10 protein-coding genes, 1 tRNA gene and 1 other RNA gene are annotated in these 12664 nt (G+C 55.8%); 4 read left to right on the top strand and 8 right to left on the bottom strand.

Features of this window, described 5'->3' with window-relative positions:
- Nucleotides 1-139: 139 nt before the first annotated feature.
- The 3 genes from A7E48_RS01445 to A7E48_RS01435 all read left to right on the top strand — a co-directional run bounded on the left by A7E48_RS01445 (nucleotide 140) and on the right by A7E48_RS01435 (nucleotide 2268).
- Nucleotides 140-1039 (top strand): DUF559 domain-containing protein, encoded by a 900-nt coding sequence (locus A7E48_RS01445; RefSeq protein WP_141669332.1) that lies wholly within the window; start codon nucleotides 140-142, stop codon nucleotides 1037-1039.
- A gap of 285 nt (nucleotides 1040-1324) precedes the next feature.
- Nucleotides 1325-1816 (top strand): DUF2087 domain-containing protein, encoded by a 492-nt coding sequence (locus A7E48_RS01440; RefSeq protein ID WP_068168525.1) that lies wholly within the window; start codon nucleotides 1325-1327, stop codon nucleotides 1814-1816.
- A 173-nt stretch (nucleotides 1817-1989) separates the two neighbouring features.
- Nucleotides 1990-2268, top strand: coding sequence for a DUF1801 domain-containing protein (locus tag A7E48_RS01435; RefSeq protein WP_233125934.1), 279 nt, complete (start codon nucleotides 1990-1992; stop codon nucleotides 2266-2268).
- A gap of 27 nt (nucleotides 2269-2295) precedes the next feature.
- Here A7E48_RS01435 and A7E48_RS01430 read toward each other — a convergent pair whose 3' ends face one another.
- The 5 genes from A7E48_RS01430 to hchA form a co-directional block, all read right to left on the bottom strand.
- Nucleotides 2296-2793, bottom strand: a complete 498-nt coding sequence (locus A7E48_RS01430; RefSeq protein WP_068168522.1) for a DUF805 domain-containing protein — start codon at nucleotides 2791-2793, stop codon at nucleotides 2296-2298.
- A gap of 35 nt (nucleotides 2794-2828) precedes the next feature.
- Complete coding sequence (recR, locus tag A7E48_RS01425) at nucleotides 2829-3962, bottom strand: recombination mediator RecR (RefSeq protein WP_068168520.1); 1134 nt, start codon at nucleotides 3960-3962, stop codon at nucleotides 2829-2831.
- 43 nt (nucleotides 3963-4005) lie between these two features.
- A complete protein-coding gene (locus A7E48_RS01420) occupies nucleotides 4006-7047 on the bottom strand; it encodes a DNA polymerase III subunit gamma and tau (protein WP_068168518.1) in 3042 nt (1013 codons plus the stop codon).
- Nucleotides 7048-7148: 101 nt separating this feature from the next.
- Nucleotides 7149-7243, bottom strand: an RNA gene (gene ffs / locus A7E48_RS01415) — signal recognition particle sRNA small type.
- 60 nt (nucleotides 7244-7303) lie between these two features.
- The gene (gene hchA / locus A7E48_RS01410; protein ID WP_068168577.1) at nucleotides 7304-8155 is read right to left on the bottom strand and encodes a glyoxalase III HchA; all 852 of its coding nucleotides are present in this window, start codon (nucleotides 8153-8155) and stop codon (nucleotides 7304-7306) included.
- Nucleotides 8156-8378: 223 nt separating this feature from the next.
- Here hchA and A7E48_RS01405 point away from each other — a divergent pair.
- Nucleotides 8379-8466: transfer RNA gene (locus A7E48_RS01405), tRNA-Ser, on the top strand.
- Between the two features lie 68 nt (nucleotides 8467-8534).
- Here A7E48_RS01405 and A7E48_RS01400 read toward each other — a convergent pair.
- The 3 genes from A7E48_RS01400 to A7E48_RS10910 are packed head-to-tail and all read right to left on the bottom strand — an operon-like array spanning nucleotide 8535 to nucleotide 12534.
- Entirely contained in the window at nucleotides 8535-9413 is an 879-nt protein-coding gene (locus A7E48_RS01400) for a glycosyltransferase family 2 protein (protein WP_068168516.1), read from the bottom strand.
- Nucleotides 9410-10411, bottom strand: a complete 1002-nt coding sequence (locus A7E48_RS01395; RefSeq protein WP_198924106.1) for a hypothetical protein — start codon at nucleotides 10409-10411, stop codon at nucleotides 9410-9412. The genes A7E48_RS01400 and A7E48_RS01395 overlap by 4 nt, the downstream gene beginning before the upstream one ends.
- On the bottom strand, nucleotides 10408-12534 hold the full coding sequence (locus A7E48_RS10910; protein WP_141669331.1) for a glycosyltransferase: 2127 nt from the start codon (nucleotides 12532-12534) through the stop codon (nucleotides 10408-10410). Before A7E48_RS10910 ends, A7E48_RS01395 begins: the two co-directional genes overlap by 4 nt.
- Nucleotides 12535-12664 lie beyond the last annotated feature (130 nt).

The following is a 12664-nucleotide window of genomic DNA, read 5'->3' as shown; positions in this document are numbered from 1 at the left end:
GGTTCGGGTCACTAAATCAGCGAAAGTGCATTCAAATAAGTGCATTTTTACGGATTTAGTGACCCGGCGGAGGCGAAGAAGTTATCCACAGATTTATAAAAAACCACTAAACGCTATTAAATATCATCAAACTATAAGAATGAATCAAGATTTTATGAACAACATCCTCACCCTTTCCGAGCTCATCGACCGGGGATTCACTTTCCAGCAGATCCAAAATGGTATGCGCGATGGCGAGCTTCTGAAAATGGCTCACGGTATTTACATGCTGAGCAGTTTCGACCGTCAGCTCACTCGCTTTGACCAGCCTAAAGCTCGTCTTGTCGTGCGAGCCAAGCAGCTGCGTCGCCCCATTTTGAGCCATGAATCCGCAGCCCTTTGGCACGGTGCACCACTATTACTGACGCCGTCGGTACTGCATGTGTCTACACCGGGGCTATCGGGGCGGTCGCGCCCGGGCCTGCGATTACATAGAAATCGTTTTGAACAATGCGACAGTGCAACTCCGATTGATGGATTCATGACGACCGCCGCGGCGCACACCGTGAGCGATTGCGTAGAGACGACGTCGAGCGGTGGCGTGCTTGCTATAGCAAATTACTTTTTGCACCAGCGTAAATGTACGCCGGATGAGATAGCCGAGGTACTTTTGCAACCTCGACGTGTTCATCAAGAACGAGCGGTGAAAGTTGCTTCCAGGTTGTCTTTATTGTGCGAATCGCCATTAGAAAGTCTCACATGGAACCTCTTGCATGAGTGGGGAATGGAACTGCCGGAGCAACAGGGGGAATTTGTATTTGCCGGTGGGAAGACCTACCGCGTGGACTTTCTGTGGCGGAAAAAGAAGCTAATTTTGGAGGTAGATGGGCAACATAAATACAGCGGTGACTTGGGAAACCCCGGGGACGTAATTCGCAACGAGCGCGCCCGTCAGCGGGATTTGGAGAAACTGGGGTGGACCGTGATTCGTGCGGATTGGGGCGATATTACGAGAAATTCTCGGCAGCTAAAGTTGCGGTTAGAGGGGTTAGGGCTGTGATAACTGGGTTCGGGTCACTAAATCAGCGAAAGTGCATTCAAATAAGTGCATTTTTACGGATTTAGTGACCCGGAGGCGTCGTGCGGCTGCCTGCCCGCGCGTCGAGCTCTTGCGGCGGCGTCCACACTGCGGTTAATATAGACGACGATGGCGCACCCACCGCCCAGCGCAACTACCGGCGCCCTAGCACCCGGTAACTTGGCGCGAAGGGAACTGACTTCTCGGGTATATATGATCGTTTTCCGACTGGAATCGTAGGCTAGGGATACAGAAAGTCGATGCAACGTGACTTCCCGCCCCAACTTTAAAGCTCTCGTTCGTGCCCGTATGGAAGAGACAGGGCAAAACTTTACGTCCGCGCGCGCCGCTCTCTTGGAAGAGCGAGCGGCGGAAATTCTGGCTCAACGCGAGGAGGCACTCGCCGAGCATCGGTTGGTGGTCTCTCGATTTTTCACGGGTGAAAAGTTCTCTGCGTGGCCGTCGAAACGGAAACCTCGTGCTCACGTTTTGCTTTTCTTGGTGAATTTCTTTGTGCCCGGTCGTATTTATCGTGAAAAAGAAGTGAATCAGATTTTGGGCGCTTTATGGAGCGACTTTGCCTATCTGCGCCGTGAAATGGTCGAGTACGGTTACCTTGAACGGAACGCTCAAGGGGATTATTGGCTAACGACTGAGCTGGAATCGCGGGAGGGAACCATTCTGCACCCCGAAGCACCTGCCTGGGAGAATCACTGGCTCCCCGATTATTTGGTAGGTAAGACGGGGTCCATCTTGTGAAAGCGCACCATCGTTTAGACTGGCGGCATGAGTGAAAAACTTACCCAAAAAACTCTGCCCACTGACCAACCCGTTGAAGAATTTCTGGACGCCGCCGCGACTGCGCGTCGTGTGCGCGAAGGCCATGAGCTACTCAAAATTTTCACCGAAGCCTCCGGCGAGAAGGCCGTGATGTGGGCCCCTCGATGGTGGGCTTCAGCCAGTTCAACTACATGTCCCCGGCGAATAAGCGCACCAAAGGCATCTGGCCCAAGACGGCATTCTCCCCGCGCAAAGCAAAAATCTCGCTGTACGGGCTCAAAGACCTCCCCGAAGGCAAAGAACTGCTGCCGCAGTTGGGCAAATACACCGAAGGTATGGGCTGTGTTTACGTGAACAAGCTCGAAGACATCGACCTCAACGTACTGCGCCAGCTCATTGCCATCGCGATGACTTTCCCCGACCAGTGGTAGAGTAAACAACCCTCATAACGGTGAGCACTAGCGGCTTTTATCGAAGCGGGCGCCTGCAACTCGTGAATTGCGTGAGTAGAAGTAGGCGCTCGCCGGGAAAAAATCAATGAGCGGTAGCCACTTGCCGCTGATGTTGGAATCGTGCAGACGACGAACCTTCAGGCTCACCAGCGGAACGGTGAAAAGACCTCCCACAACCCAAGTCAGCGGCGAGGGCTTATAACCTGTAGACGAATCCACGGCCGCGTAATCTAGCTGCATTTCTTCAGTGCCAAAGATTTCTGCAAGCTCCTCATCGGCTGCATTCTCCTGGCGAGCTTTTTCGGCTACCTGCTTATGACGCTGAGCATAAACATCGCGCACAACAAACGGAACAGTCGCAACAAAATAGGCAGTTGCGGCCCACCAATACTCACTTTTTGATGCACGCCCCGAGTACCGGAAAGTCTTACGTAGACCGCGCTCCACTGCCGCTAGCGGTGAAATGCCGTGGATGGGTGCTTCGGATAACAGATGGTGTTTCATGATTCTCCTCGTCACATAGTAGGGTCTGGCTCGTTCTAACCCCAGGGGTTGACGTACGTTGCTCCTGGAATAGGCGGAACGTTCGGCTTAGGTGTACGTAGAGGCGTCTTCTTGAGCTCCTCAAGTTTTTCTTCGTAGGACGCGCGGCGCTTGGCATCGGCATCCGACGGCGCTACCTCCCGATGCTCAGCGGAGTAAGTTTTCTCTGCCTCAGACTCTTCAGCCGAGAGGTCGCCAGGAATTTTTGGTTCCCCAGTTTGCTCATGAGACTGCGGATTCTCTGCGCTCTGCTTGTCAAGCTCTTGTTCCAGTAAAGGCTCATTTAGCGTGCCCTGCTCTACCAAGTTGCCCTGTTCGGTTTCACTTTCGAGCACCAACTTAGTAGGCGCGACGACGTCGGGACCGAGGGCGGTCTCTGTATCTTCGAGGTCATCAAACATTGATCCAGACCAGCGTTTGGTGGGTTCTTGTACCGTCGCTTGCTTAGCTGCGGCGGTTGCGCGTTCTTTCGCTTCTTCCTCCACCGCTTCTTCAAACTTTTCTGCGGCGTGGTTCTCTACCGTGCGGTTGCCCTCGGAGATAACACGACGACCTTCCAGCGCACGTCCGAGGGTGATTTCGTCGGCGTATTCCAAATCGCCGCCGACAGGTAGACCGGAGGCAAGGCGCGAGACTCGAATACCCAAAGGCACCAGTAGCCGCGAAAGATAAGTGGCAGTAGCCTCACCTTCGAGGTTCGGGTCCATCGCCAAAATAATTTCTTGGATACGCTCATCAGAGAGTCGCGCCACCAGCTCGCGGATGCGCAACTGCTCAGGACCAAAACCAGCTAAAGGATTAATCGCCCCACCCAGCACATGGTAGCGACCGGAAAATGAGCGGGTGCGCTCCACCGCTACGACGTCCTTAGATTCCTCCACCACACAAATAGCCGAAGGATCCCGACGCTCGTCGCGGCAAATCGAGCAGAGCTTAGTCTCCGAAACGTTACCGCACACCTCGCAGAAGCTCACCGTGCGTTTGACCGTGCTGATAGCTGAGGTAAGTTTCTCCATCTCCGAGCTATCTGCATTCAGAATGTAGAAAGCGATACGCTGCGCAGATTTCGGCCCCACCCCGGGCAAACGCCCTAGCTCATCAATGAGGTTTTGTACTGCAGCATCGTACATTCGTTTCTCCTAATCACACAGGTTTATCAAGCACGCTAACGAGTTAGGCACCGTGGGGGCGTTCTTCAATCACCACACCACCAAGTACTTTTTCTACCGCTCGCTGACCAATCAAGACTGAAGTTTCCAGCGCTTCGTCTTCCTCAGAAATGGAGAAGTCCTCTGGTTCCTGAGAGCCCCGAGCAACCGAAGGAGCTGAAGCGTTCTCACTGGCGCGATGCCCCTCAGCTAATTGGGCGGCGAAGCGCTCGCGGAACCCGCCGGTCTTTTGGGTTGGCGTGGACTCAGCACTGGGCTGAGGACTCTCCTCTACTTTTCGGGCAGGAGAAACGGAATCAGCTTGCCGTTGCCCAGCTTGGGGAGCCAGAGGGGGCAAAACCCCCGAGGGTGCCTCATTCTTTACATAACCCACCCCGGCAACGTATTCAGGTTCTTCTGCGGGGGCATCATCAAAATATCCGCCCTCATAATTGCCGTATTCATCGGCAATCTGCCGTGAGCTGGTGCGCTCAGCTAGTGCTTTTGGGTCTGAATTCTCATCCTCCGAGCCGGTTGATGCGCCGGACTGCGCATTGGCCTGGGCGTCAGCGGCAGAAGTTTCAGAATTTGGTTCGTTCTGATCTGCCTGAGGAGGGTCAGGAATCATTGAATCTTCTGCTGGGGCTGCCTCTGCGGTGCCGTCGGCAATTCCGGTGTTTGCAGGTCGAGTATCAGGCTCCTCCGTGTAACGAGCGTTGTCCTCTCCCTGCGACTCATCCGGGGTAGCCGCCAGCGGAGACGATTCTCCCGATTCCTCAGCAGCTTCTTCTCCCTGGGTAACGGGATCAGCAGCTGACTGTTCAGAGCTAGCAGCATCGGTGGTGTCGACGGGTGCTGCCACGCCTTCATCTACGTCGTCAGGAGTGGGAGCAGCAGCAATATCGGGGCGCTGCCACATGCCCGACGACGGATGGTTCACTCGTGAGCGGTTGGCATTCTCGTTGCCTTCGCCGTCGATGACGCGCAACTGTGGCCCGGATTCGTTACCCGGATGCGGCTGCGTATTCTCGCTCATCGAATTCGCCGTGTTCATCTCAGAACGGCGGGGCTGAGAGTGATTTTCCTCTTCCGAGGGCTGTTCAGAAGGAATTGAAGCAACTGCCCAATCGGTAACGGGATTGTTCCAATCTTCTGTGCTCCACTGAGGCGCCTCGGTAGAGCGAGGCTGCCCGTGGGCGCGCCACGCTTCCTCCCCGCCGCGTGGTCCCTCAGCTATTTCTGGCTGAGAATTCTGAGGCTGCCCCTGCGAAGGAGCGGGATTTTGTGGTTGGTTTCGATTGCCCCAACTATTGCTAGAACCATTGCTGTTAGCGTTGCCGCCGGTGTTGGACGGACGTTGCAGCGGGGGAACGCTATTCTGCTGTCTGGGCGCAGGGGTGTCTGATTTGGCTACTTCAGCGTGGACGTCGGCGTCGAGCTGAATGACCTCCCGTAGAGCAGTCTTGAGCTGCGGAATGAAGTCTTTGACCTGGCGCAACGTCTGGATATCAGCGCGGATATACAGTGCCCCGTTTTCAAATTTTGAGGGCTCGCACTTGCTGAATCCCTCGCGTGCGGCAGGGGACTGCACATGGTCAACAATCTCAGACCAGGCGTTGCGAGCCGCTGCCACAGTATTCTGGGGCGCTCGGTTTTGGGGAGTCGGTGCAGATACCGGCGCAGGTGCTGAGGCTTCCTGCTTTTTGCGTAGATTGGCCAGAGGCGCGGTTTTCATTTGTTCGGGTGCAGGGGCAGGGGACGACGCAGAGTTGCCCTGTGCCTGTGCCTGTGCCTGTGCCTGAGGGGAAGCCACGTTCGACGGGGCTTGCTGCTGGGGTGCAACCGGTGCAGAGGCCACCTGAACGGGTGCCTGTGCAGGCGCTTGAGTAGGTGCAGGGATATCTCCGTTCGCCACGCGTCGTTCTAGACGATCTAGACGCGCACCCACTCCGCCCACTGTTTTATCTGAGGCGGGTAAAAGAATTCGAGCGCACAATAGCTCCAGGTGGAGCTGCGGCGACGTCGCACCGGACATCTCATTCAATCCAGCATTAGTTACATCCGCAGCGCGCGAAAGCTCTGCTGCACCAAATGCGGAGGCCTGAGACCGCAAACGCCCAATCTGATCGGCGCTCATGCCGTGCAAAATGGACTCAGCAGCTTCAGGAACAGCCTGAACAATAATTAAATCGCGGAATCGCTCCAGCAAGTCCTCGACGAAACGGCGGGGATCCTGCCCTGTTTGAATCACGCGGTCAACGGCTGTGAATACATCGGCAGCGTTACAGGTTGCGAACGCGATGACTACTTCATCTAGAAGCTCAGCGTGAGTGAACCCTAACAGCGCAACGGCAAGATCGTAAGTAATACCCTCTTCACCCGAGCCAGCCATGAGCTGGTCGAGAGTCGACAGCGAGTCACGCACCGAACCTCCACCGGCACGCACTACGAGCTGCAGCACGCCGTCCTCAACCTTGACTCCCTCTTCTTCGCAGAGTTTCGCCAGATAGTCATGCAGGGTTTCCGGAGGAACCAATCGGAAAGGGTAGTGGTGGGTACGCGAACGGATGGTTCCCAACACCTTGTTGGGTTCGGTCGTCGCAAAAATAAACTTAATATGCTCCGGTGGTTCTTCCACAATTTTCAGCAACGCGTTGAAACCCTCACGGGTGACCATGTGTGCCTCATCAATGATGAAAATTTTGTAGCGGTCACGAACCGGGGCGAATGTTGCGCGTTCACGCAAGTCACGTGCGTGATCCACACCGCCGTGGGAGGCGGCGTCCATCTCAATCACGTCCAGCGATCCGCTGCCGTCCCGAGCCAGCTCAACGCATGAATCGCAGACGCCGCAGGGTGTAGGAGTGGGACCTTCGGCGCAGTTAAGGCAGCGTGCGAGGATTCGGGCGGAGGTTGTCTTTCCACACCCGCGCGGACCAGAAAACAGATACGCGTGGTTCACACGATTGTTTTGAAGCGCGGTCATGAGAGGTTCGGTGACGTGTTCTTGGCCGATGACCTCGGCAAACGTTTCCGGACGGTAACGGCGATAAAGTGCGGTACTCACAGCTCAACCCTATACGTTCGTGTGGCGGATAAAGAATCTGAGTTCAGTTTACTGATTACCACTGACAAGATAAGCATTTTTCACACAGGGCGAGAAGATACAAAAAGACCCCTTACGCACCCATCAGAGCTCAGATACCCTTGCTGCCTTCCGGCCCTGGGGGAGTTTTCCAAGATGATGCCACGTAAGAGGCATATAAGAGTTTACAGGAGAGACAGTTTTCTGACAAATGGCTGTCCGCTACCTGTTCATGGGGCTAGTCCAGCAATGCCTGCACCATCTGCTTACCCAGCTCATTGGACGCCAGTGGGCTATCGCCGGTGAGTACGTTGCGGTCGCGGTGGACGGCACCTGTCATGTCATCATTTACGATTTCGATTCCAGCAGCCTTCATGGCCTCGCCCAAAGCCCAGGGCATTTTGCCGGGCAGGTAGCCGATTTCGATGTTCGCTCCGGCATCTAGTGAATCGGGGAAGGCGCACACCTTGAAACCAGCGAACGGTGATTTTTCGCGGTTGATAGAACCGGCAAGGAAGGCTGCGGGGCCGCGGCACAGGGACACGATGAGCTTGTTTTCTTCCATAGCCCAGTCCAAAACTTTCTGGACGTCAGCAGATTGGGGGATGGTCAGCATGGCGCCGTGACCGCCGGGAATGAAGACCGCTGCATAATCACTTGAACCGTTAAGGTTCGCAGCAATATCCGACAGACGTGCTGGTGCCTTGAACTGCTCTTTCAAAGCTTCCCAGGTGGGGACGACGGCGGCGTCCTCGCTGGGGAACGCCCACCACTCGAACTTTGCGGGTGCACCGGTCAACGTGGCAATCTCAATTTCGAAACCGGCTTCGTGCACGTGATGTAGCGGAAGCAAAGTTTCTACGGGGTGGTTGCCGGTGGAGAACATGGTGTCGTTCTGCATTAGCATGTACCGCTCTTCGGTAGCGATAACGAGAACTTTCTTTCCCTTGCCTTCCCCATTGGAGCGCAGAACCTCATCAAAGTCGGTTTTGCTGGCGGTGTACTGGCTCAAAGAATAGGGGGAGGGGAAGAATGCGTTGTCCTCTGCGGGGTCGGCAGTGGGATTCTTGGTTAGTTCTTGATTACTCACGGTGAGTTCTTCTTTCTTGAGGAGAAAATTATCTATACCTCTTATATCTGAGGTCATTCACCATTTTAAGGATTCATACTGAAAAGCAGCTGGAAAAGGAGCATAAGTGTGACGAACCCTGTATTCCCTCACTCACGGACGAATTGCCAGGACACCAAAAGATAGGGTAAGCTCGTATCTGTTCGCTTTCGTGAAGTTATTTTTATAACTAAGCAAACAGCCTGGAGGATTCGCCTAGCGGCCTATGGCGCACGCCTGGAACGCGTGTTGGGTTCACGCCCTCGGGGGTTCAAATCCCCCATCCTCCGCCAATAGATAAAGACCTCGATTCCTGATTCAGGAATCGAGGTCTTTTCTTATGTTGAGACAAAGGCGGAAATCACTTCCGCCCCAACACCACGTACTCGCCCGCGTTCGCATTCAACCGCACGGCGCCGTCCTGCTCAAAAGCATCTAGCCAATCCTTCATGGGCCATTTGCCCCATTTGGCAAAAAAGCGGTTGGCGTTCTCCACGATGTCGTTCAGATGCTCCCAAGGCGGCGATGAAACCGGGTGCCACACATGAAACGCATCGGCACCTCCTACCCAAAACAGGGGCACACTGTGCTCACGCATCTGCCAACCAAAATCGGTATCTTCCCCGCCGTACCCGCGAAAAGTCTCATCGAATCCACCCCACGAGCGGCGGATGCGCCGCCACGTTGCACTAGTGAGCGCGAAGGTCAGCGACCAAAAAACGTCGTACTCCTGCTCCGTTGCTTTGCGCATCTGCGTCCCTTCTATCTCAGGACGCGCGGGATGCGGCTGTCGCAGTTGACCCAGCCACGAGGGGTTCTGCGCCCCGGCGCGAATCTGCTCAAGCTGAGAATCAGCCTCCTGCAAGTAAGTAACGGGACCGGTAACCACCGCACTCGGCTCCTGCTCTAGCGCCTGCCGGTAGCGGCGGAGCAAACCAGAACCCGGCACACAGTCGGCGTCGAGAAAGATGATAGTTTCGTTCTCCATGCTCCGCCCCGTTTCACTGCCAGTAGCCCAGTCTCCGGCGAGATTGCGTGCCGCTGCCAAGTGGGGCTGGCAGTCGGAAAGGTGCGCAATAATCTCTACGCCGTCTACCGCGAACCTCTCCGGTCCCAGAATAACTACACCATGGCGGGGCGGTTCTTCCCCCGTATCGTGCGCGGTCTGCAGCAAGTATTCGTGCTGGGCAATTACACGTTCCCGGCGGTTGAAATCAGCAAGGGTTACTAGGGTCGTCATGAATTCTCCTGCGCCGGGGCTACACTGCCGGCTACCTCTTCGAGGACGGCAGCAGCACGCTGAGTTGCCCCGTTCATCTGCCATTGTTCCCACCGAGGCTCGGTTGCCGTGGCATTCTCTAAAATTTTTGGCCAGCAATCTGGTGCGGGGAGGTCAACAAAAACCTGGGCAATCCCCAATTCTTCCAGTAGCTTGCTGGTGGCATGCTGCTCATCGAAAGGGCGGGACTGCGGCAGAAATACCGCGTTGACATTAGCTAACGCAATATCTGCTACCGAATTTTGCCCTGCCGCGCTGATCACCACATTGGCGCCTTGTAGGTAAGGGAGCGGATTTTCCACACGGTAATCGCCGCCAAGAAAAATAAAATTCCAGTCAGAACAGGCGCGCTGGACTTCCTCCCAATACTCGCTTGTCCATTCTGTGCCGCCCTGCCCCTGCATGACGACGGCGGTTCGTTCCGCCCCCTCAAAGACGACGGGCTCGCTAGGTTGCTGGTTCTCAAAGCGGGAAATCCCACCGACAGCGTGCAACTTATGGGCAAACTCCTGAAGGTGCGGGGGAGTCTCTAAACCCGGTGGCTGGACGGCAATCAGCGCAGCCGCTTGGCGGTACTGCAACTGGTGGGGGAAGTCGTCGCGGTTGCCGGGCATGGCTATGGTGACCACCGGCACGCCCATCAGGCGTACCAGCAGAGCAACTTCTACCGACACATCTACAAAAAAGACGTCGGGCTGATGCTTCTCAATCCAGCCAGCAATCATTGCCATGCGCGAGCGCAAACCCGCCACATGCAGGGGTACCCAGTGGAGAGTTCCGCCAGCTTCGGCGTCCTGGGCGGGGGAGGAATCGTCAACATCTAGTGGCAACACGACGTCGGCATCGGTAAGGGATGACAGAATGGTGACTTCAGCATCGAGAGCAGACGCGATTGCCCTACACCGTTGGAGATGTCCGGCGCCCTGGTGGTGGGCGTACATGCCAATCACAGGTTTCATGCTGCGTCTTCTTCTGTTGCTATCCCAATCACCTGCGCGAAAAGCGCGGTGTATCTTTCGACCAGTCTGCGGTTGTTGAATTCTGAGCGGGCCCAGTCGGAGAGTTCCTGTCGGTTCATGGTGAGTGCCTGGCGGGCGGCGCGGGCGAGCCCGTCTGCGCCGTCTTGGGGTTCTACCAAAAGCTGGGGGAAGGGGCTCAAAATGGCGGGGATTCCGCCACGGGCAAAGGAGACTGCGGGGGTGCCGCATGCCATGGATTCGATGACGACCATGCCGAACGGTTCGTCCCATTGGGGTGTAACGAAGGAGACGGCGCTGGCTCCTACTAGCTCGTTGAGGTGGCTTTGACTGGTGCTACCGAGCAGCTCAATATCTTCGCCTAGACGGGGCCTAATTTCTTCTTCGAAGTAGCGCGGTGTGCCCAATCTGCCCACCAGGGTGAGCGGCAGACCGAGCTGGCGCGCGGCGTCGATGGCGAAGTGCGGTCCTTTTTCGGGGGTGATGCGCCCAAACCAGATGGCGCGCTCACCGCCGGGGCCGAGTTTCCACAGGCGGTCGTCGATTCCGTTGGGAATAATGCACGCGGGGGTGGGCAAATTCCATGTAGATGCGGTAACAGCGCTGACCGCAGCAAAGAGCCCCGCGCCCCATTCGGTCTGGACTCCCTCGTCAATACTTTCTTGTAAATCGTCCAGCATGGGAGTGTGCAAGGTCGTGACCATCGAGGGCGCGACGGCGGTGCCAAAGAATTCGGGGTGCAGACTGTTGTTGTGAATGACGTCGATTCGCCCTACCGCAAGATCCGCTTCTAGATGTTCGCGTAGCTGCTTAAAAACGGCGTCTTCTTTTTCTCTTTCACCCGGTGGGTAGGTGTGATCGGTTTGGTCATCTTCGTGTCCTTCCCAGTTCACCCCGGGAAATTCGACGGCTGGACAGTTGCCCTCCGATCCTTGGGCGGCGTAGAAATCTACGCGGTGGCCGTAGGAGCGGAACGCTTCAACTATGAGGGCGCAGAATGCTTCTAGTCCGCCGGCGTAGGGTTCCTTGATAGGGAAGCGGGCGGGGCCAATCAGCGCAATGTTCAGAGAGGGCCCTAATAGCGCTTCGTAGATGTGCCGGTGCAGAGCTACTATCTCTTTTTGCTGGGCGTCGCGGTCGCCGGAAAAAGGTATGTGACCGGTCTGGGCTAGTTCTGCTGCAGCGATTCCCGCCTGGTGCCCGTCGCCGGTGGGGAAAACCCGTACCGCGTCGGCAGAATCCGCTTGTCCGGCAAAGCATCCGCAATCGGGTACGGCTACTGGCACGTCGAGATCGCGACACATCTCCAGCCACCCTGAGTGGGTACCGCCGCGGTAGGGCAGAATGACGGCGGCGCATCCGGCAACTGCTGCATATAGTTGGGAATCGCTCATCTCATCGTGGGCAATCAACTCGATGCCGGGGTAGCTCTCTAGCTGGCGGAAAAGTTCTGATTCCGCTTGGTCCCGGTGAATAAAAACCCGGAAAGATTGACTGCGTTTGGCACATTCGGCGGCAATATCCCGGTAGAAAGTAAAGTCGTGAATTACGTTGCTGCGCACTGATTTGAGAAATACGCCCACGCCCTCACCAGCGGCGGGTGCAGGTAGTTCACTTGAAGGTACGACGCGCGGGTGGGGAGCTACCCTGATGCGCGCGGCACGCACTGAAAATTCTGTGACCAGGCGGTTTTTAGCTAACTCGGTGAGCGTGAAAATCCGAGCGGCGTCGCCTAGCAAAATAGCAAGCTGGCGGTGGTAATCGCTCTGGTCTGCCAAATGCGGGTTATCAATATCGTGCACGGTAAGAATCAGTGGAATGCGCTGGTCTCTGAGCGTATCGATGAAATCTTGGGTTTGCTCCACGCTGAGGTGCTCAAAACCAAAATGAACGTGTACCGCTGTAATCGAATCTTTGAGATGGCGAGGCGTATCGGCGGTATTGTTCTCCCACCACTGACGTTCAAAAGCTGGGTGGGGCCACCAGCGTGCCGGCTCGGCAGGGTCGAGAATCGGATCGGGAAGAACGGGGACGTCGTGAGCTATCGCGCGGGGGTAAATCGAGCGCACGTAGGGGTGCTCAGAAGGTATAGATAGAAGAGCCAAGAGCGCGAATTCCTTTCACTCACGCCGAGCAAGAATTCACTCGTCTCAAATGTTGTATATACCACTTTACGCTATTTTAGGAAGTATGATGATGAAATATATGTGAGCTAATTTTCTACTTCTTACGAAC

This window comes from Rothia sp. ND6WE1A (genome assembly GCF_001683935.1).
GTDB classification, from domain to species: domain Bacteria; phylum Actinomycetota; class Actinomycetes; order Actinomycetales; family Micrococcaceae; genus Rothia; species Rothia amarae.
The sequence above is the reverse complement of the archived record's forward strand: the minus strand, read 5'-3'. Positions and strand labels throughout refer to the sequence as shown.